Here is a 19702-nt window from a genome sequence, read left to right as displayed (position 1 = left end):
ACCGTGCAGTCCGAACGTCGGCTGCAGCGTTGCCCGTTAGCGATACGGGGCACATTCATGTCACCCACGTCCACCGCTGAGCGCCCCAAAGCTCGCGCTATTCAACCCAATCCCGTCGTCCAAAGCTATTCAGAGCTCCTCAAGAGCGTTAAAGCCGCAGGACTCCTCGAACGCCGGAGCGGCTTCTACATCTGGGTCTTCGTGGCCCTGGCACTCCTCATGGCCGGCACTTGGCTCGGCTTCGCCTTGATCGGCGAATCCTGGTACCAACTCCTGATCGCCGCAGCTGTGGGCATTCTCTGCACACAACTGAGCTTCCTGGCGCACGAGGCCGGGCACAAGCAGATCTTCGCCTCACGCCGCGCCAACGACTGGTCAGCCCGCCTCCTGGCCACCGGCGTCGCCGGGATCAGCTACTCCTGGTGGGAGCAAAAGCATGGCGCCCACCACAACCACCCCAATGTCATTTCCAAAGACCCGGATATCCGGAACAACGCCCTGGTGTTCTACGAGGACGCGGCTGCCGAGCGCAAGGGACGCCTGGCGTTCCTCACCAAGAAGCAGGGCTGGTTCTTCTTCCCGCTCCTGACGCTGCTGGGCCTGAGCCTGCAGTTCGATTCGCTTCGCTTTGTCTTCGGCAAGCAGAAGGTACGCCACCGCTGGGTGGAGACGCCCATCCTCGTGGCAAGGCTCGCGGCTCTTCCAGTGCTCGCCTTCACCTTCCTCCCCATCGGAATGGCATTCGCGTTCCTTGGCGTGCAAATCATGGTCTATGGCTTCTACATGGGAGCCTCGTTCGCGCCCAATCACAAGGGCATGCCGGTCCTCCCCAAGGACAGCCGTGTTGACTTCCTCAACCGCCAGATCCTGACCTCGCGCAATATCTCCGGTGGCATCTTCATGGACTTCCTCCTCGGTGGGCTCAACCGTCAGGTGGAGCACCACTTGTTCCCGGACATGGCCCGCCCCCATTTGTACAAGGCCACGAAAATCGTGCGTGAATTCTGCGCCAAGCACTCAATCCCCTACACGGAAACGACGCTGATGCAGTCCTACGGGATCGTGGTCAGCTACCTCAACGAAGTGGGCCTCGCCGCCGGACGCGGCTTCGACTGCCCGGTGGCGTCGACGCACGGACGCTTCTAGGCGTTCGACACGGGAGGCCCCAACCTCCCTAGGATGGAATCTGAAACCGGGCACCGGAAACCACCGCCCCGGAGTGAGGAGCCACCATGACGCACGCCATCGTTGCACGGCAGCCCGGAGGACCTGACGTCCTTGAGTATGCATCCGTGGAACCACCAACACCTGGCCCCGGCCAGCTGCTGATCAAGGTCGCAGCTGCCGGGGTCAACTTCATTGAGACTTATCAACGCAGCGGGGCCTACAAGGTGGAATACCCCTTCACCCCGGGCGCCGAAGCAGCCGGCACCGTCGAGGCCGTTGGCGACGGGGTGGAGGACATTTCCGTTGGCGATCGGATTGCCACCGCCGAGGGGTCCCGGACCTACGCCGAGTACGCCATCGTGGACGCAAGCAAGGCACTCCCGGTTCCCGCCGGCGTCGACGATCACACAGCCGCAGCCTTGCCGCTGCAGGGAATTACAGCCCACTATCTGATGAACTCCTCCTTCCGCGTGGAGCACGGCCACACCGTTCTGCTTCACGCAGGCGCAGGTGGCGTTGGTCTGCTGTTGACGCAACTACTGAAGGCCCGCGGAGCCCGTGTGATCACCACCGTGTCCTCGGACGAAAAAGCCCATCTGTCCACCCTGGCCGGCGCCGACGAGGTACTCCGCTACGACGGATTTGCTGACAAGGTCCGCGAACTTACCGACGGTGACGGCGTCAACGTGGTGTACGACGGCGTCGGCAAGGACACCTTTGACGATTCCCTGAAGAGCCTGCGCATCCGTGGCGCCATGGTGCTCTTCGGCGCAGCCTCCGGACCGGTGCCACCCTTCGATCCCCAGCGCCTGAACGCCGCGGGTTCCCTCACTCTCACCAGGCCCACGATGGCCCATTTCGTGCAAAACACCCACGAGCGCCGCTGGCGCTCAGCGGAGATTTTCGACGCCGCCGCCAACGGCACTCTCGCTGTCAGGGTCGGAGCGACGTACCCCCTGGCAGAGGCAGCCCAGGCCCACCGGGACTTGGAAGGCCGCCTCACCACGGGCAAAGTCCTGCTGGTGCCGTAGCAGCCATGCCCGGCTCCCCAACATCCGGCGACCTTCAGGCGAACAGCAACGCAACAAAATGTGAAGTACAGGAAACGTCCGACACCTTTTGTTCACCTTTCTGCGAAAAGCTGGGCCCGTGAGCACAGAACATCCCGTGGGGGCCGGGCAGACGCCTGCCTTGACCACCCACCGCCCCCAGTTGCCGGGCGGCGCCGCAGCACCCGCCGAGCGGACCCTCGTAGACATCCTGGAAGAGACCAGCGCCTCATTCCCCGAGGCTTCGGCGTTGGATGATGGCCACAAGTCCTTGAGCTACACCGAACTGCTCAAGGCTGTCCGTAAGTTTGCGGCGACGTTGAACGCCGCAGGCCTGGGCCGCGGTGACAAAATCGGCGTCCGCATCCCGTCCGGGACCAACGAGCTCTACATTGCCATCCTGGGCATCCTCATGGCCGGGGCGGCCTATGTTCCGGTGGATGCCGACGATCCCGACGAGCGGGCGCGCCTGGTGTTCGGCGAAGCCAACGTTGGCGCTGTCATCGGTGCGGGCCTGGACGTCAAACCATTCGGTGCAGCACGGGAGCCTGTTTCCACCCCCACCAAGCCCGGGCTGGATGATGACTCCTGGATCATCTTCACTTCCGGATCTACCGGGACTCCCAAGGGCGTTGCCGTCAAACACCGCTCCTCTGCGGCATTTGTTGATGCAGAAGCCCGGATCTTCCTCCAGGCTGAACCCATCGGCCCCCAGGACCGTGTTTTGGCAGGCCTCTCGGTGGCCTTCGATGCTTCCTGCGAAGAAATGTGGCTGGCCTGGCGCCACGGTGCCTGCCTGGTCCCGGCACCACGAGCGTTGGTTCGAACCGGTATGGACCTCGGGCCTTGGTTGATCAACCACGGCATCACTGTGGTGTCCACCGTGCCCACCCTTGCTGCCCTATGGCCGGCCGAGGCATTGGAAAACGTCCGCCTGCTGATCTTCGGCGGCGAAGCATGCCCGCCCGAATTGGCCGAGCGGCTCGCCGTAGACGATCGCGAAGTGTGGAACACGTACGGACCCACGGAGGCCACTGTCGTGGCCTGCGCCGCTCCGCTGGGCGGACCCGGCCCCGTGCGGATCGGGCTGCCGCTGGACGGCTGGGACCTCGCCGTCGTCGATTCGCAAGGGGTTCCGGTCGCCGAAGGCGGGATCGGCGAATTGATCATCGGCGGTGTGGGGCTGGCCCGCTACCTCGATCCGGCCAAGGATGCCGAGAAGTACGCGTCCATGACAACCCTCGGATGGGACCGCGCCTACCGCTCGGGTGACCTGGTGCGCTTCGAAGCCGAAGGCCTGATTTTCATGGGCCGCGCCGACGAACAGGTCAAACTCGGTGGACGCCGGATCGAACTGGGCGAGGTGGATGCGGCACTGCAGTCTTTGCCTGGTGTCGCCGGCGCGGCAGCGGCCGTGCAGACCACAGCCGCCGGCAACCAGATCCTTGTTGGATACCTGGCCCCCGTTGACGGCCATGACTTGTCCATGGACGAGGCCCGCCGTCTGCTGGGCGAAAGCCTCCCGGCAGCCTTGATTCCGTTGCTGACCGTCGTGGATTCGCTCCCCACCAAGACCAGCGGAAAAGTGGACCGCCATGCCTTGCCCTGGCCATTGGCCGGTGCCGGCGCAACCGAGGCCGGGAGCGCCCCGCTGAACCTGCCCGATGACGCCCGTTGGGTGGTGGAGCAATGGGAGTCCGTGCTGGGGAGCCCTGTGAGCTCCCTCGACGCCGATTTCTTCGCTTACGGCGGCGGATCCTTGGCGGCGGCCCAACTCGTTTCTGCCCTTCGTGTCCGTTACCCCACCATCACCGTGGCGGACATCTATGCCACGCCGCGCGTCGGCGCCTTGATCGATACCGCCCGGCAATCACTCCCCGACGGCGGCGCGCCGGGTCCGGCTGCTGAGCGGACCGTCCGTCCTACCGCCTTGAAGTCGCAGATCTTCCAAGTCCTGATGGGCGTGCCCTTGCACATCCTGGTGGGCATGCGCTGGCTCACCTACCTTATGGCCGCCAACAGGCTGCTGGCAGACTTCGCCGGCTTTGCCGCCGCACCCGTCGTCTCGTGGTGGTGGATCGCCGCCTCCTGGCTGATTTTCGTCAGTCCCCTCGGCCGGATGGCGATCTCAGTGGTTGCAGCCAAGGTGCTGCTGGGCAGGATCCAACCCGGCACCTACCCGCGTTCAGGGAAGACCCATCTGCGACTGTGGCTGGCCGAACAAATACAAGACCTGTCGGGCGCCATCGGCCTGGCCAGCGCGCCTTTCGTCCCTTACTACGCACGGGCCCTCGGGGCCAAGATCGGCAAGGACGTCCACCTGCACTCGCTTCCCCCGGTCGCCGGCCTCCTGTCCTTGGGCAGCGGAGCGAACATCGAGCCCGAAGTGGACCTTTCGGGCTGGTGGGTTGACGGTGACTCCGTTCACATCGGCCAGATCCATGTGGGAGCCGGTGCAGTCGTCGGTGCTCGAAGCACGTTGATGCCGGGGGCCACCATCGGCGCGGGTGCCCACGTCGATGCAGGATCGGCAGTACTGGGCAAAGTGAAAGCAGGACACCTTGTGGCCGGCTCCCCTGCTGAGCGCCGCGGAAAAGCCAAGCACGAATGGCCGGAAACAATCACCCGGCGGCCAGTGGTTGACCGGCTCTGGTTCTCCGCCTTTGCCAGCGCTTCGGCTTTGCTGGCCCTGATCCCCTACATCTCCGCATTCGCGGGTGTCCTGGTGGTCCTGGCGTTCATCCAGGGACACGAATCCCTGGAAACTGCGCTTCCGCAGATTGCGCTGGCCGTCCCGCTTGCCGCCTTGGTGTGGTTCTTCGGCAACCTGGTACTCATCCTGGTCGTGGCCCGCCTCCTCGGTTTGGGCCTCAAGGAGGGCTACTACCGGGTTCGCAGCCGAATCGGGTGGCAGGTTTGGGCCACCGAACGCCTCCTGGACATGGCACGGGACCTGCTCTTCCCCGTCTATGCCAGTCTGTTCACACCCATGTGGCTGCGCCTCCTCGGAGCCAAGGTTGGCAAGAACGTAGAGGCCTCCACGGTGCTGCTCGTTCCCAAGATGACCACCATCGGCGACGGGGCTTTCCTGGCCGACGACACCATGGTGGCCTCCTACGAGCTCGGTGGCGGTTGGATGAAAATCGGCCCGGCCAAGATCGGAAAACGCTCTTTCCTGGGCAACTCGGGCATGACAGCGGCGGGACGCAACGTTCCCAAGAACTCCCTCGTCGCCGTGCTGTCCGCCACCCCCGCCAAGGCAAAATCCGGAACCTCGTGGCTTGGTAGCCCGCCGGTCAGGTTGCGCCGCACCGCCGTCGACGCGGACCAAACCCGGACCTTCCGGCCGCCCCTCAAACTCAAGGTTGCACGGGCTTTGTGGGAACTGTGCCGCTTGGTGCCGGTCATCCTCACCGTCACCATCGCCGTCTGGGTGATGTTGGTCCTGGACTGGATTGCGCGAGGGTGGGGCTACTGGATTGCGGCGGTGCTTGGTGGCGTGGTGATGCTGGCAGCAGGAGCAGTAGCAGCGCTCAGCGCCATTGTTGCCAAATGGGTCCTGGTGGGAACCATCCGTTCAGGCGAACACCCCCTATGGAGCTCGTTCATTTGGCGCAATGAGGTAGTGGACACCTTTATCGAGATGGTCAGCGCCCCGTGGTTCGCCCGCTCTGCCGCCGGTACTCCCGCTCTCGTGTGGTGGTTGCGCGGTCTCGGCGCCAAGATCGGCCGCGGAACGTGGTGCGAAAGCTATTGGCTGCCCGAAGCCGACCTCGTGACCCTCGGCGAGAACTCCACCGTCAACCGCGGCTGCGTAGTGCAAACGCACCTGTTCCACGACCGTGTGATGAGCCTGGACACCGTGACGCTGGGTAACGGAGCCACCATGGGTCCGCACGGCGTCATCCTCCCCGCAGCCAGCATCGGCAACGGCGGAACTGTTGGGCCGGCGTCGTTGGTCATGCGCGGTGAGACAGTCCCGGCCGGAACGTACTGGATGGGTAACCCGGTGAGCCCGTGGGTGGGCCCGTCTGCACAAGCGCCGCGCCTCAAGTAGATTGGACGGATCATGACCGTACCAATCCCCACCCCCATGACCGAAGCCGACCCCTACACGTTGGACCACGGCAGCACCAGCTACCGCGTGGACCGGTACGAGTTGGACCTCGACGTCAGGCTGGGCAGCAACAGGCTGGTCGGCAGGGCGGTCCTGCGATGCACAGCCTTGGAACCTCTGGCGGAGGTTGTCCTTGACTTGGTGGGCCTGCGGGCCAGCAAAGTTCAACTGGACGGCAAGAAGCTCCAGAAGTTCAGCCACAGGGCAGAACACCTGGTTCTCACTCCGGCGTCCCCGTTGAAGCCTGGCCAGCAGTTCTCGCTTGAGATCCGCTACGACGGCAACCCCCAGCCCCGCCGCGGCCTCTGGGGCGATGTCGGTTGGGAAGAATTGAACGACGGCGTATTGGTCGCCGGCCAGCCCAACGGCGCGGCCTCATGGTTCCCCTGCAATGACCATCCCCGCTACAAGTCCAGCTTCCTCATCTCCGTCACCACAGACGACAACTACCGTCCTGTGTGCAATGGCACGTTGGTGTCCCACTCCCGCAAGTCGAGCCGTGAGACGTGGGTTTACGAACAGGCTGAACCCATGGCCACCTACCTCGCTACGGTGCAGATCGGCCGCTACGCCAAGGTTCCCCTGCACGTGGACGACACCCATCACCGGGTGCCGCAGTTCGTCGCGGTCACCCCCGAAATGGCGGTGGATGCTCTTCAAGGCCTGCGACGCCAGCCGGATATGATGCGGACCTTCGAGGACTGCTTCGGCCCCTACCCGTTCACCGACTACACATCGGTTGTCACGGAGGACGAGTTGGAAATCCCCCTGGAAGCCCAGACCGTCTCCATCTTTGGCCGAAACCATATGCGCGACTCCTGGGATTCCCAGCGCCTGATCGCCCACGAACTGTCCCACCAGTGGTTTGGGAACTCGCTGACCGTGAGCAGCTGGAAAGATATCTGGCTCCACGAAGGTTTCGCCTGCTACGCGGAGTGGCTGTGGTCCGAAGAATCCCGGACCATGACTGTTGCTGCGCGGGCAACGGCTGCATGGAAGAGGCTCGACGCCGGGCCGCAGGATCTGCTGGTGGGCGATCCCGGCCCGGAGCTGATGTTCGATGACCGTGTCTACAAGCGCGGTGCGCTGGCCGTTCATGCGGTGCGAATGGCAGCTGGGGACGAGGCCTTCTTTGGTTTCCTTCAGCACTGGACGGCCACCAACCGGCACAGCTCGGTGTCCACGGACGCGTTCATTGAGGCCGCGGATTCGTTCATTCCAGGCTTTGATGCTGCGTCGATTCTCCGGCCATGGCTCTACGAGGCTGCGCTTCCGCCGCTGCCTTCAGCGCGCTAACCAACGGCCAGAGCGGCGACTAATCCTTCAGGCAGCTCCGCATCGGTGACATCCCGCAGGCCGGGCAGGTCCAACACGTCCAGCTCAGCCGGGTTACGCCGCAGGCCCTCGCCGGTCATCTTCAGCCATGCTTCCTTACGCGCCCAGAGCCGGGCGCGCTGCATGACTCGATCCTGCTCCGGGATGGAGACCAGGAATTCCTTCTCGGCTGCGGTCAAGGCGACGTCGTCGAAGCCGTCGAAGCCAACCCGGCTGACCACTTCAAGGTCCACACCCAGCCGCAGACCCTTCGCTGGACGTACGACGCCGGCCAGCAGCAGCCAGCCCGACGCCCGGGACGCGCTGAGCGCCAGTGGCGCGGGACCGCCGTCGAGCAGGAAACCGGGGCGGCCGTGGTCCTGGCCGGGGCCGCACTGCGGGCAGTGATAGTCCGGGACGAGCCGGGCAGGATCCACGTCGAGCAGCGAGGCGGCGAAGTGCTGCAAGGCCACGCGGCCAGCGACGAATTCTTCACGGTCCTTGGCACTGGTGAAACGGAGTGCGCGTTCCTGGGCAGGTTCCCCGAGCTTTTTGAGGTCGATGCCCGCACCAGGCACATCATCGAGCCTGCGCAGATCAATCACTGGGCTTTGCATCATGCCCCCTCTCACGGCTATGTTCCCAGCGACATGTTACAACAGCTATGGGTGGATTTTCCCCGTCAGCCAAGCTTCAAACGACTCTGCCATCTCCCCGTGTCTATGCCCAAATCGGGCTCCCTCACGAAACGTTGCAGGGCATTCTGCGACGAGGAATTCGAAATGCCGAACACGTGCGATGCCCAGCCTTCGGAACCAGCGACCCGACGACCTGCTGAACAGTCAGCAGCCTTCCGTGCTAGTCATCTCCCCTGAGCGATCGCTCATGCAGGCGCCGTCATAAATTCCCGGACATGCTCGATCGTTAGCCCTAAAGCCGGCCCTGGTCATACTCATCGCGATTTTGCTTAAGTGACATCGAACCTAGAATCGTGACGCGAGAATAGGAATGTTTCTGCACTATCTATTTTGAGTCTTAAAACACCCCTTGATTTATATGCCTTTTTGAAGTTTCCGTTTGAATCTGGACTTTATTCCTGACAAGGAGGTTCGCCCCCTGTACTCTGCAGCTAAACGAAACTAAATGGGCTGGTTGGCTCTACATTCTCAGCCTAAAAGATGAAGCGACTATCTTCCGGAGCTTGTAGCTTCGGATTGCATAAGGGATGACCCTTGTGCGCAACATGGAACAATGATGTTCTAAATGTACAGGGGGACCCGATGATGAAAAACCGCCCTACCGCTGCCAATAAAGATTCCCAATACGATCTTGGCCAAATGCACCAAATCCCGCAGAATCTCAATCAAAAGTCACGCTTAGCCCTGGATGAACTTTTCCACTTAGGCAAATTGGAATTCACCCGAAGATTTGTAAGAGCTGGAAATTCCTTGCTGGCAATTTTGGTCGTAATGATCATGATCATGCTGCCGGCCACCAGCGCCCACGCAGCAACACCAACATTCGGCCACCGCTATCAAAACGGTGTTGGCAACGTCACGGCGTGGCTCAACTACTCCTCCGGAGTCGGCAATTGGGAACACCTCATCAAAGGTGCAGCAAATAACTGGATGTATCCCGGGTGGAGTAATCCCATCTACATCAGCTTCGTCGGTAGCAATATTGGCTCCACCATGGACTTTCATCAACACAATGATGCCTACTTTGGTGGAGGTATGAACGTCTTAGCCTGGACCTCCTTTTTCTCCGCCACCGGCGGCACAATCTACCCCGAGTCGTCCAATTGGACGTATGCAGAGGTACACATAAACAACTCCGTGTATAGCTTGGCCAGCACCAGCAACGAATCAGCTCTCGGGACTACCATCCACGAAATGGGTCACGCTTTCGGACTTGCCCACTACAACAACATTCCTTTCAGCATCATGTGCCAGACAGCCTATGGACGTGTCGCCCAACGAGTGACAGGGGTAGATAACGATGCCATCAACATCCTGTACTGATTCCACTCCAGGACCAACGCTTCGCCCCTGGCGGGCCAGCAGCTCACGCCTCTCCAGCTACAGAATGCAAGGGGGAACACCTACACCATGAACAAACTAAAAGCACCCATCATGATCCTGGCAGTGCTGCTGCTAGGTAACCTGCCGGCATGCGCAGCGGGCATGCCCAACTCCACAAACACGGAGTCCGGTCAGCTCGGTCAGCAGTCGGTTCCACAAAGCTCCAACGACGCCTATGCCAATATTCCAGCCGACCAGATTCGACTTGCCGGGACCGATGTTGATTTTATTTGGGAACCAACGGACCCCCTCTACGGGTTCAACAAGTATCCTATCGTCGCGCGAATTCACGTCGAGTCAATCAGCGATGGACGTACATTCAGCCCCATCACCAATCAGTATGTGTTTCCTCAGACCGTGGGGAAAATGACTGTCCGAGAGGCCTACAAGGGCGACATTGTCCCGGGCGCGCAGGTGAACTATTCGCGGGTTGGCGGAACTGTAACTTACGACGAATACTGGAACAGTCTCAACAAGGCCCAGCAGGAAAAGATCCTGAAACTAAACGGCGGCACGAAGCCTACCGATGCAAAGTTCATCAGGGCAAAGATCACCGACGACGTCGACGTCGAGGCCGGTAAAGAGTATGTCGCCCTACTCATGCCACAAACGGGCCAGGATGGCCAATTGTCAGAATATTCAGTGCAGGGTTACCAGTACGGGCTCAGGGAGGTTAGAGGCAACGGCGCCCAAACCACCGTACTGAACAACGAAACCCATGAATGGGAGCGCCTCGACAGTTTCGTGAAACTTCCGTAGGTGAGGAGGCTGTCGAAGGCCGTTCTTCCATAAAGAGATACCCTCAGACACACAAAGGCTGGGGGTATCTCCATTGCCGTAGCCCCAACGAGCAGTCAATCCTGTCCGTGGCTACGCTGACGAATGCAGTGCCAGCGCCGCCGGCCTTGTATGCTTCACTCCGTCGTTCTCTGTTGCGGGCCAACCTTTATGGATTCCCTGTCTGGGCTTTATGCAGGGCCCTCAGGAACGGCTCCCCCAGTAACTTCCAATCCTCCTCGGACGCTTTCTCGTCGGCGATGTACTCCAGGCATTCATCCACCTCTGTAACTTTCGCCCCAGCAAGCTGCAGCCTTGGCAAACTTTGACAAGTGTTCCCCGCAGCCCTGAAGACGCTGTGGGGAACACTTGTTGGTGGGTTAACTCAACTGGGCTACTTCACCGACGTCAGGTAGTTCGCCAGCGTGGGTGTGATGCGGGTACCCGAGTTGGAGCTGCCGCCGTTGGTGTGGATGGCCATGATGGTGTTGGAGCTGTTGTAGACGGGGGCACCACTCTGGCCACCATAGGTATCCATCTTGTAGTAGACCTTCTCGGTGGTGGTGCTCTCAATGGGGCCGGTCATGGACCACATGGTGCCGAACGCTTTGTCCCCCGGGTAGCCGCGCACCGTTGTGCTGGTGCCATTCAGGCTGGCGGTGGTACCGGTGTAGTTAAGCCAGCCCGTGGTGTTGCCGATGGTGCAGTCGAGTTTGATGACGCCCCAGTCGGCGTTGGTGTTCGCCGAGTCGATCCAGCGCTGGTCCGTCAGGAGTTGTGTGGCGCCGCACGTACCGTAGGGATCGGTTGATCCATTGCGCCCCGGCGCCACTTTGACGCCCCAGGAGTAGTCAGCTGTCGATCCCGTGCCACCCTCATGCACGCAGTGCCCGGCAGTCAGCACGGTGTCATCGGAAATCAGGGCACCGGAGCAGATGTAGCCGCCGTTGAACTCAATCTGCACGATGGAGCGGTTGGGGGCAGCGGTGGTGTTAGTGATGCGGACGCGACCATCCGCACCGATGACTGAGTCCGTGGAGGCGCCGCCGTTCTTGGACGGTGCGGCAATCGTGTATCTGTCTGCCAATGCTGACGCGGCGGAACCGGACGTCTGCGACGGGTCCACTGTGTGCGATACAGGTTGGACCTCGGCGGAGGCTACTTGCGGCGTCGGCTCTGACGCTGTTGCGGCTCCACCAAGCGAGGACGTCAAAGCCATAACTGCAGCCCCGACAAGCAAAGCAACGTTCTGCTTCTTCATGGGTACCTTTCAAGGGACGGCTCTCAATGAACCGTGCGAGGGATGTGATACACATGCTTCACATGTGCATGACAAAACTGTCATACACACGTGAATAGTCTGTCAAGATGCTGGGAGCTCAATCTCAATAAAAAGAAAATCCCCGGAACCATCAGGTCCCGGGGATTTACTCGAACAGGGCGCTTAGCGCTGGACTGCTCCGAAGCGCTCAGCCGCAACAGCAACAGCTGCGGCACGGGCTTCAGAAGCCTCATCCGCCGTCAGCGTGCGGTCGTCAGCACGGAAGCGAAGGCCGAACGCCAATGACTTCTTGCCTTCGTCGATGCCGGGACCCGCGTAGACATCGAACAACGCGACGTCTTCGAGGAGTTCGCCGGCACCTTCACGCAGTGCCGAGAGGACCTGGTCTGCCGGCACGTCCTGCGGGACAACCAAGGCAACGTCCTGCGTCGCTACGGGGAATCCGGAGATGTGCTTGGCCACGATCACGTCAGCGGCAGCTTCGAACAGTGCCTCCACGTTGACCTCAAGTGCCACGGAGCGTGCCGGCATGTCGTGCGCAGCCAGGAGCTTGGGGTGAAGCTCTCCGGCGTAGCCGACGACATCGCCGTTGCGCAGCGCGAGTTGCGCTGCACGACCAGGGTGGAACGCTTGGTGGCTGCCCTGGCTGACAACCAGCTCAACACCCAGGACGTCGGCCATCAGACGGGCAACATCCAAAGCGTCTGCCCAGTCCCAGGCCCGCGGCGCGTGCGTCGCTGCGGCCGGTGAATCATGTCCGGTCAGAACAGCGGCGATGTGCAGCGGCTGGTGCGGGACGCCGTCGTACAGTGCGTCAAGAACCTCATCCGAGGGCTTCACGCCAAGCGGCGGAATGGAATCCGTGCCCAGCGTCTCGCCCGGAAGGAAGACCGAGCCGGCCTCATATAGTGCCAGGTCACGGAAACCGCGCGAGTGGTTGCGGCGGGCGACCTCGATCAGGCCCGGCAGGATGGACGTGCGGAGGAATCCTTGTTCCTCGCTGATGGGGTTAGCCAGCTTCAACGCCGGACGGGCCGCACCTTCAGCGGCCACACCGAAGGTGTCGTTGGCTGCCTTGGAGACGAACGGGTAGGACAGCACCTCGGTGAGCCCCGCATCCGCCAGAGCTTGGACGACGCGGCGCTTCTGCTGCTGGTTGCGGCTCAAGCCACGGCCCGGAGGGGCCACCGGAAGAGTCGAGGGGATGTTGTCGTAACCGACGAGGCGCGCGATTTCCTCGGACAGGTCTTCCTTGGTTTCGAGGTCATTGCGCCAGCTGGGAGCCGTGACCCTGTAACCGGCGGCGGTTTTTTCAACCACAGCGCCAAGGTCCCCAAGGGAAGTGGTGATCTGCTCTTCGGTGAAATCGATGCCGATACGGGCTGCGGCGAACTCTGCCAGCAGGTCAATGGTGACGGCGTCAGGAGCGGTTCCGACGTCGGTCCCGGCCTCATCTGCAGTGCCACCGGCGAGCTCCACCAAGAGATCCACGACGCGCTGGGCAGCAATGTTGGCTACGTGCCAGTCCACCCCGCGCTCGAAGCGCTTGGATGCCTCGGATGGCAGCTTGTGACGACGGCGCGAGCGGGCAATCGACACTTCATCGAAGTGCGCGGCTTCCACCAGGATGTTCGTGGTGGCGTCGGACACCTCAGTGTGCGCACCGCCCATCACCCCGGCGATGCCGATAGCGCCGGAGTCATCGGTGATCAGCAGGTCCTCGACGTCGAGCGTGCGCTCTTTGTCATCAAGGGTGGTGATCTTCTCCCCCGCCACTGCACGGCGTACCACGATGTCGCCCGCGAGCTTGTCGAGGTCGTAGCAGTGGTTCGGCTGGCCGAGCTCAAGCATCACGTAGTTGGAGATGTCCACGGGCAGCGAGATGGAGCGAACGCCGGCCAGGCGAAGGCGGGCTGACATCCACGGCGGCGTGGGACGTGAAGCATCCACGCCCCGGACCGTGCGGGCCACGAAACGGTCGCAGCCGGGCTTGCCGTAGATGGGGGCGTCGTCGTTGAGCTTGACGCCGTAGCCGCCGTGAAGGGAGTCCGGCGCGTTGACCTTCGACGCCGGATCCACGAACGAGGTTCCGGTGGCGTGGGCGTACTCGCGGGCTACACCGCGGATGGAGAACGCGTACCCGCGGTCTGGCGTGACGTTGATTTCGGCTGCCTGGTCATAGAGACCCAGGAGCTCCATCGCGTCAGTGCCGATCTCCGGGTCCAGGCCGATGCGGGACAGGACAAGGATGCCATCGTGGTCATCGCCGATGCCCAGTTCACGGACCGAAGCGATCATGCCCGCGGAAAGGTGACCGTAGGTCTTGCGCGCCGAGATCTGGAAGTTACCGGGCAGGACAGCTCCCGGCAGGGTGACAACCACTTTGTCGCCCTCAACAAAATTGTGGGCACCGCAGATGATGCCCTGCACGCCTGAAGGATCAATGCCCTCGCCTGTGAGCATCTGCTCCTGGCCTTCAGGGACAACGCGGACCTGGCACCAGTTGATGGTCTTGCCGTTGGTCTGCGGTTCCTTGACCAGGCTCAGAACCTGGCCCACCACAACAGGACCCGTCAATTCGTCCGTGGGACGGTGGACATCTTCTTCTTCAAAGCCAACCTTGACCAGGTCAGCCATGACGTCTTCGGCCGTTGCATCGGCCGGTACCTGCGCGAATTCACGCAGCCAGGAAAGTGGGATACGCACTGTTAGATCTCCATCCCGAAGTGCTCGCTGAAACGTACGTCGCCTTCGATCATGTCGCGCATATCGCCGACCTCGTTGCGGAACATGAGCGTGCGCTCAATACCCATACCGAAGGCAAAACCTGAATAGATGTCCGGATCGATACCGGCTGCCCGGAGGACGTTGGGGTTGACCATGCCGCAGCCGCCCCACTCGATCCAGCGCGGACCACCCTTGGCACCGGGGTGCCAGATGTCCAGTTCGGCGGAAGGCTCCGTGAACGGGAAGTAGTTGGGGCGCAGGCGGATGGAGGCTTCGTCGCCGAACATCTGCCGGGCGAAGTGCTCCAGCGTGCCGCGGAGATCCGCCATGCTCAGGTCCTTGTCGATCGCCAGTCCCTCGAACTGGTGGAAGACAGGCGTGTGCGTGGCATCGAGTTCATCGGTGCGGAACACCTTGCCCGGGCACAGCACATAGATGGGAACTTCACGTTCCAGCATGGAGCGGACCTGCACGGGCGAGGTGTGGGTACGCATGAGCAGGTGCGCCTCGGGGGGCTCCACGAAGAACGTGTCCTGCATTTCGCGGGCCGGGTGGTCCGGCTTGAAGTTCAAAGCATCGAAGTTGAACCACTCGGACTCAACTTCGGGCCCTTCGGCAATTTCCCAGCCCATGCCAACAAAGATGTCCGAAACCCGGTCCTGCAAAGTCGACAGCGGGTGGCGGGCGCCTGCACGGCGACGACGCGGCCCGGCCGTCACATCCACGGTTTCTTCCACCAGGATACGGGCGTCATTCTCGGCCTCGAGGACCTCGGTGCGGGCTGCGAGCGCCTGGTTGAGGCGGCCACGGGAGGATCCCATGAGCTTGCCGGCCGCAGCCTTGTGCTCCTTGGCGAGCCCACCGATTTCACGGTTGGCCAGGCTCAGCGGCGACTTCTCGCCGGTGTGGGCGAGGCGGACAGCCTTGAGTTCTTCGAGGGAGGATGCAGCCGAAATTGCGGCAATGGCGTCCTCGACGGCGGCGTTGATGGCGGCTTCATCCAGCGGATTCGGGATGGCAGCGCCTGGCAAAGTGTCAGTCATCTACTGTTCTTAGCTACGAGTAGGGAGCGGCCGGCAAGGCAGGCCTGCAAAACGAAAGGGCAGTGCTCGCCGCGGACGGCAGGCACTACCCTTCAGTCTAGTTGAACGGCACGGACGGGATTTAACCCACCGGAACACGTCCCGCTATGTGAAACTTTCGACGGCGGCAATCCCCTAGGCGCCCGACGGCGGTGCGGTGGGCGGCGGCGGCGACTGGCCGTCGTCGTGGTCCTGAACGGGCTGCTGGGGCGGCTGCGGCCCTTGCGCTGGCGGCGCGCCCGGCGTGTAACCCTGCCCGGCCCAATCTTGCCGGGGTGCCTGGGAGGGCGGCTGGGGGTAGGAATCCTGTTGAACTGGATGCTGGTAAGTTTCCTGCCCCGGTTGGGGTGCATTGCTCTGCTGTCCATACGGTGCTGCGCCGGCGAGCGCCGGTTGCGCGGACTTCCTGCGCAACAGCACGAACAGCAGCACTAATGCTGCTGCGATGACCAGCAAAGCCACCAGCGTCCAGATGATCCACATCGGCACGCCCGCGTTGGCTTCAGCTTTGGCCTGGACCACCGTCTCGTTAATGGAGAGCATGTCGAACGTTGCCGTGTTGCCATCGACGGTGGCGCCCTTTGCCTCCACTACCTTGCCCGGGAACGTGAACTTGACGGAGGCTTCGTCAAACATGGACTTGGCCATGCTGGAAGCCTGGGGGTCGCTGCTGTCGGCGCCGGTCACTCCGCCCATGGAGAGGACATAGAAGTCCCCTTCCTTCTTCAGCTCGAAGGGGTTCTCCGAACTGGAAGACTCAGCGAGCTTGGACGGGTCAAGGTTGGCCGCGGTGATCCGCTTGCCTTTGTATTTTTCGTCTTCGTAGTCCACCACCGTGGCACCGTCGGGGATATCCATCTGCTGGCTGCCACTGCCATTGGACTCCATGAACTCGTCGAAGGACTTCTCGCCCAGCACGGATTTCTGGATGGCGTAGACAACCTCGTAGTCCACGCTCTTTTCATTGTTGACCTTCACGGACATGTTGAGCTTGACGCAACCGGTCAGTGCAACCATCACCGCAAGCAGGACACCGACGACGCCCAAGGCGCGTTTCGCGTTCATTGATCCTCTTCCCCCATATTCATTCCCCTGCACCGGCGGGTGCCCGATCAGCGTATCCTCGCCGCCCGCGCCGTGCCATAGGCGAGGGGTCTAGCATTGCTTCATGACTCCCGCGCAACGCCTACGGCAGGTCGCAAACGTCCTGAACCTGTCCACGCTGCTGGGGCTCGGTGTCGCCACCGCCGCCCGGACTACGGTGTCCCGAGGGCCCCGCGGACTTCTGATCGCCGCCGGGTACGACTGGAAACTCCCCCACGCAGGAGCTTTCACGCTGGGGAACGTCGTCATCTACCGCGCACCCCACGGGGTAGCTGGCAGCAACGCTGTACTGCTGGGGCACGAGGAACGCCACAGCACCCAATACGCGTACTGCCTGGGCTTGCCGTTCCTTGCCCTCTATGGAGTCGCCGCTGGCTGGTCAATGCTCCGCAGCGGCAATCCGGCGTCGGGCAACTTCTTTGAGCGCCAGGCAGGGCTCGCGGCAGGCGGATACATTGACATTGACCACCATCGGCGGGACCGACCTGCCGGCAACGGAATCGAGGCCTCATGAAACGAACCATCACTGTTACCGGGACTGCGAGCGCCAAGGCTGTTCCGGACCTGGTCACGTTGATGCTCGGCGTGGAGACGCGCCGGGACACAGCAGCGAAAGCCTACGACGACGCCGGAAAGGCGGCCGGCGCTGTCGCTGCCAGTCTGCGATTGGCAGGCGTCACCGACGTCGACCTGAGGACCAGCGGCCTGAACCTGCGCGCCGATCTGGTCTGGGTGGAAGGGCAGGGCCAAAAGGTGACGGCCTATGTGGCCTCGACCACCCTGCACGTGGGAATTCGTTCGCATGCGGATGCTCCAGCGGCTATAGCGGCCGCAGTTGCGGCCGGTGGAGACGACATCAGGATCAACAGCATCGAGCAAGGCTTCGCCGATGCAACGCAGGTCACGGCCCAGGCGCAGGAAGGGGCGTGGCAGGACGCCCTTGCGCGTGCCGAACAGTACGCATCACTGGCCTCTGCGCGGTTGGGGCAGGTGAAGTCCATTTCCCAGGAGCCTGTGCATGGCACCCCCATCCCCCTGGGCGGGATGGTCAGGGCGTCCTTCTCCGCTGAAGCCCTGCCCGTTGAGGCAGGAGAGTCCTCCGTATCGGCCAGCGTCACGGTGGAATGGGAACTTCTCTAGTGGATGGCGCCGGCACTCAATTTAGCGTCAGCCTGGGTCCGTAGGGCTGTCCGGACGACGACGGCGAGACCCTCCGCCATGGATTCCAACGGCATGGATGGCGTGTCACCTTCCGTTGACACCTGCTCTGGCAGGTACGGAACATGCACGAACCCGCCGCGAACCGATGGCCGTGACGCGAGGAAATGCATCAAGGCGTAGAAGATGTGGTTGCACACGTACGTTCCGGCAGACTGCGAGACCTCGGCCTTGATTCCCGCGATCCGGAGGTCCCGCAGTGCAGCCTTAATGGGCAGTGTCGCGAAGTACGCTACCGGGCCGCCGGGGACCACTTCCTCATCAACAGGTTTCCGGCCTTTGTTGTCGGGGATCCGCGCGTCATCGATGTTGATGGCCACACGTTCCAGGGATATCCGTGAACGGCCGCCGGCCAAGCCTGCACAGATCACAAGGTCCGGGTTGAAGGTGCCTATGGCCTGGCTAAGGGTAGCGGCCGACTCACCAAAGACGCACGGCAACTCCAGGGCTTCGACGTCGAGGCCTTCGGCCCTGAGGATGTCCCGCGCACGGCGCACGGCGAGCCAGGAAGGATTGATGTCCTCATTCCCGAACGGTTCAAAGCCAGTCAGCAGGATCATGGGCCCAACCTTAGCAACGCCCGACTGCACGCTTCGGCAATCTTCCCATGGGGTCCTTGACAATCATTCGAACATACATTCGAATGGAGTTCATGAGATGGGACGCACAAGCACTTTCACCAACGCGTGGACCGGCGTCCGGAACCAGCAGCAATCCGGCTCCCGGCCCTGCCCCGGCCGTGGACGCCCTGTTGCCGCTGTCCGGGCTTGTGCGTTCCATCTCGACACCCGAATTCTCCGGAGTCACCTTCCATGAGGTCACCGCAAAGTCAGTGCTCAACAAGGTGCCTTCGGGCTCCACCATGCCTTTCGAATGGACCGTAAATCCGTACCGCGGATGCAGCCATGCCTGCGTCTACTGCTTCGCCCGCAAGAGCCACACGTACTTGGAGTTCGACGCCGGGCGGGACTTCGACTCGCAAGTGGTGGTCAAGATCAACGCAGCCGAAGTGCTCCGCAAGGAACTTGCCAAACCGTCCTGGGAACGGCATCAGGTGGCGCTGGGAACCAATACAGACCCGTACCAACGGGCCGAGGGCCGCTACGCGCTCATGCCCGGAATCATCCAGGCACTGGCCGATTCCGGCACCCCGTTCTCCATCCTGACCAAGGGGACCCTTCTGGCCCGGGACATTCCCCTGCTCAAGCACGCTGCGACCATGGTCCCTGTGGACCTCGGAATCTCGCTGGCCATGACCAATGAGGAGCTTGCCGAACTGGTCGAACCCGGCACCCCTTCTCCGAGGGCCCGGCTCAAACTCATCTCCCGGCTCCGGGATGCCGGCCTCGGCTGCGGCGTCATGGCGATGCCCATCCTGCCGTGGCTGACAGACTCGGATGAGGCCCTTGATTCGTTGTTCAGCGAACTTGCGAAAGCCGGCGCTACGGGCGTCACGGCCGGCGCACTGTACCTCAAGCCAGGGACGCGGGAGTGGTACATGCAGTGGCTGGCAACCCAGCACCCCGAACTCGTGGGCAAGTACCGCCGCCTCTACGGCCAAGGCTCCTACGTCTCCAAGGAATACAGCACCTGGCTGACCAGCCGTATCAGTCACTTCAAAGCGAAGTACGGCTACACCAGGACCTCAGGATTCAGCCACCGCAATGCCCGCCCTGCCCAGGCATCCGCAGCCACCCCTGCGGTCGGCAGTGCTCCCCTGCCTGGACAGCAGCCGCTCTTCTGAGGGCCGCGGCCGCGCAGAGTCGACCCGGACAAGACGAACC

Annotated in this window: 15 protein-coding genes; 9 read left to right on the top strand and 6 right to left on the bottom strand. The window is 62.4% G+C overall.

Annotated features, from left to right (window positions below; genetic code table 11):
- The first annotated feature begins 57 nt into the window (after window positions 1–57).
- The 4 genes from LN996_RS05455 to LN996_RS05440 all read left to right on the top strand — a co-directional run bounded on the left by LN996_RS05455 (window position 58) and on the right by LN996_RS05440 (window position 7629).
- Window positions 58–1146 (top strand): acyl-CoA desaturase, encoded by a 1089-nt coding sequence (locus tag LN996_RS05455; RefSeq protein ID WP_231339198.1) that lies wholly within the window; start codon window positions 58–60, stop codon window positions 1144–1146.
- An 86-nt stretch (window positions 1147–1232) separates the two neighbouring features.
- On the top strand, window positions 1233–2198 hold the full coding sequence (locus LN996_RS05450; RefSeq protein WP_231339196.1) for a quinone oxidoreductase: 966 nt from the start codon (window positions 1233–1235) through the stop codon (window positions 2196–2198).
- 118 nt (window positions 2199–2316) lie between these two features.
- Window positions 2317–6273 (top strand): Pls/PosA family non-ribosomal peptide synthetase, encoded by a 3957-nt coding sequence (locus LN996_RS05445; protein ID WP_231339195.1) that lies wholly within the window; start codon window positions 2317–2319, stop codon window positions 6271–6273.
- A gap of 12 nt (window positions 6274–6285) precedes the next feature.
- Window positions 6286–7629 carry a M1 family metallopeptidase gene (locus LN996_RS05440; protein ID WP_231339194.1) on the top strand — a complete coding sequence of 448 codons (1344 nt, stop codon included), beginning with the start codon at window positions 6286–6288 and terminating at the stop codon, window positions 7627–7629.
- On the opposite strand, the gene LN996_RS05435 is transcribed toward LN996_RS05440, so the two are convergent.
- Window positions 7626–8267 carry a 4'-phosphopantetheinyl transferase superfamily protein gene (locus LN996_RS05435; protein ID WP_231339193.1) on the bottom strand — a complete coding sequence of 214 codons (642 nt, stop codon included), beginning with the start codon at window positions 8265–8267 and terminating at the stop codon, window positions 7626–7628. The genes LN996_RS05440 and LN996_RS05435 overlap by 4 nt on opposite strands.
- Window positions 8268–8927: 660 nt before the next feature.
- Here LN996_RS05435 and LN996_RS05430 point away from each other — a divergent pair.
- Both LN996_RS05430 and LN996_RS05425 read left to right on the top strand, forming a co-directional pair.
- Window positions 8928–9668, top strand: coding sequence for a matrixin family metalloprotease (locus LN996_RS05430; protein WP_231339192.1), 741 nt, complete (start codon window positions 8928–8930; stop codon window positions 9666–9668).
- Window positions 9669–9755: 87 nt separating this feature from the next.
- On the top strand, window positions 9756–10487 hold the full coding sequence (locus LN996_RS05425) for a hypothetical protein (protein WP_231339191.1): 732 nt from the start codon (window positions 9756–9758) through the stop codon (window positions 10485–10487).
- Between the two features lie 412 nt (window positions 10488–10899).
- Here the strand turns inward: LN996_RS05425 and LN996_RS05420 are convergent, their stop codons facing one another.
- From LN996_RS05420 to LN996_RS05405, 4 genes are all read right to left on the bottom strand, one after another.
- Window positions 10900–11766: a serine protease gene (locus tag LN996_RS05420; protein WP_231339190.1), complete on the bottom strand. Its 867-nt coding sequence runs from the start codon at window positions 11764–11766 to the stop codon at window positions 10900–10902.
- Window positions 11767–11949: 183 nt separating this feature from the next.
- Entirely contained in the window at window positions 11950–14493 is a 2544-nt protein-coding gene (gene pheT, locus LN996_RS05415) for a phenylalanine--tRNA ligase subunit beta (RefSeq protein WP_231339189.1), read from the bottom strand.
- 2 nt (window positions 14494–14495) lie between these two features.
- Complete coding sequence (pheS, locus tag LN996_RS05410; RefSeq protein ID WP_231339188.1) at window positions 14496–15557, bottom strand: phenylalanine--tRNA ligase subunit alpha; 1062 nt, start codon at window positions 15555–15557, stop codon at window positions 14496–14498.
- A gap of 174 nt (window positions 15558–15731) precedes the next feature.
- Window positions 15732–16661, bottom strand: coding sequence for a hypothetical protein (locus LN996_RS05405; protein WP_231339187.1), 930 nt, complete (start codon window positions 16659–16661; stop codon window positions 15732–15734).
- Between the two features lie 103 nt (window positions 16662–16764).
- On the opposite strand from LN996_RS05405, the gene LN996_RS05400 reads away from it, so the two are divergent.
- Entirely contained in the window at window positions 16765–17214 is a 450-nt protein-coding gene (locus LN996_RS05400; RefSeq protein ID WP_231339186.1) for a hypothetical protein, read from the top strand.
- On the top strand, window positions 17211–17840 hold the full coding sequence (locus LN996_RS05395) for an SIMPL domain-containing protein (protein WP_231339185.1): 630 nt from the start codon (window positions 17211–17213) through the stop codon (window positions 17838–17840). Before LN996_RS05400 ends, LN996_RS05395 begins: the two co-directional genes overlap by 4 nt.
- Here LN996_RS05395 and pcp read toward each other — a convergent pair.
- Window positions 17837–18478: a pyroglutamyl-peptidase I gene (pcp, locus tag LN996_RS05390; protein WP_231339184.1), complete on the bottom strand. Its 642-nt coding sequence runs from the start codon at window positions 18476–18478 to the stop codon at window positions 17837–17839. The genes LN996_RS05395 and pcp overlap by 4 nt on opposite strands.
- 92 nt (window positions 18479–18570) lie before the next feature.
- Here pcp and LN996_RS05385 point away from each other — a divergent pair, with 92 nt between their 5' ends.
- Entirely contained in the window at window positions 18571–19662 is a 1092-nt protein-coding gene (locus LN996_RS05385) for an Rv2578c family radical SAM protein (protein ID WP_231339183.1), read from the top strand.
- Window positions 19663–19702: the final 40 nt, after the last annotated feature.

It is taken from the genome of Arthrobacter sp. AK01, from assembly GCF_021109375.1.
Classification (GTDB): Bacteria; Actinomycetota; Actinomycetes; order Actinomycetales; family Micrococcaceae; genus Arthrobacter.
Note: the sequence above shows the minus strand (reverse complement) of the source record. Positions and strands in the feature narration are given on the sequence as shown.

Coding starts and splice junctions, on each gene's coding strand:
- LN996_RS05455 (WP_231339198.1), top strand. CDS start 58: ATGTCACCCACGTCCACCGCTGAGCGCCCCAAAGCTCGCGCTATTCAA.
- LN996_RS05450 (WP_231339196.1), top strand. CDS start 1,233: ATGACGCACGCCATCGTTGCACGGCAGCCCGGAGGACCTGACGTCCTT.
- LN996_RS05440 (WP_231339194.1), top strand. CDS start 6,286: ATGACCGTACCAATCCCCACCCCCATGACCGAAGCCGACCCCTACACG.
- LN996_RS05435 (WP_231339193.1), bottom strand. CDS start 8,267: ATGATGCAAAGCCCAGTGATTGATCTGCGCAGGCTCGATGATGTGCCT.
- LN996_RS05430 (WP_231339192.1), top strand. CDS start 8,928: ATGATGAAAAACCGCCCTACCGCTGCCAATAAAGATTCCCAATACGAT.
- LN996_RS05425 (WP_231339191.1), top strand. CDS start 9,756: ATGAACAAACTAAAAGCACCCATCATGATCCTGGCAGTGCTGCTGCTA.
- LN996_RS05420 (WP_231339190.1), bottom strand. CDS start 11,766: ATGAAGAAGCAGAACGTTGCTTTGCTTGTCGGGGCTGCAGTTATGGCT.
- pheS (WP_231339188.1), bottom strand. CDS start 15,557: ATGACTGACACTTTGCCAGGCGCTGCCATCCCGAATCCGCTGGATGAA.
- LN996_RS05405 (WP_231339187.1), bottom strand. CDS start 16,661: ATGAACGCGAAACGCGCCTTGGGCGTCGTCGGTGTCCTGCTTGCGGTG.
- LN996_RS05400 (WP_231339186.1), top strand. CDS start 16,765: ATGACTCCCGCGCAACGCCTACGGCAGGTCGCAAACGTCCTGAACCTG.
- LN996_RS05395 (WP_231339185.1), top strand. CDS start 17,211: ATGAAACGAACCATCACTGTTACCGGGACTGCGAGCGCCAAGGCTGTT.
- pcp (WP_231339184.1), bottom strand. CDS start 18,478: ATGATCCTGCTGACTGGCTTTGAACCGTTCGGGAATGAGGACATCAAT.
- LN996_RS05385 (WP_231339183.1), top strand. CDS start 18,571: ATGAGATGGGACGCACAAGCACTTTCACCAACGCGTGGACCGGCGTCC.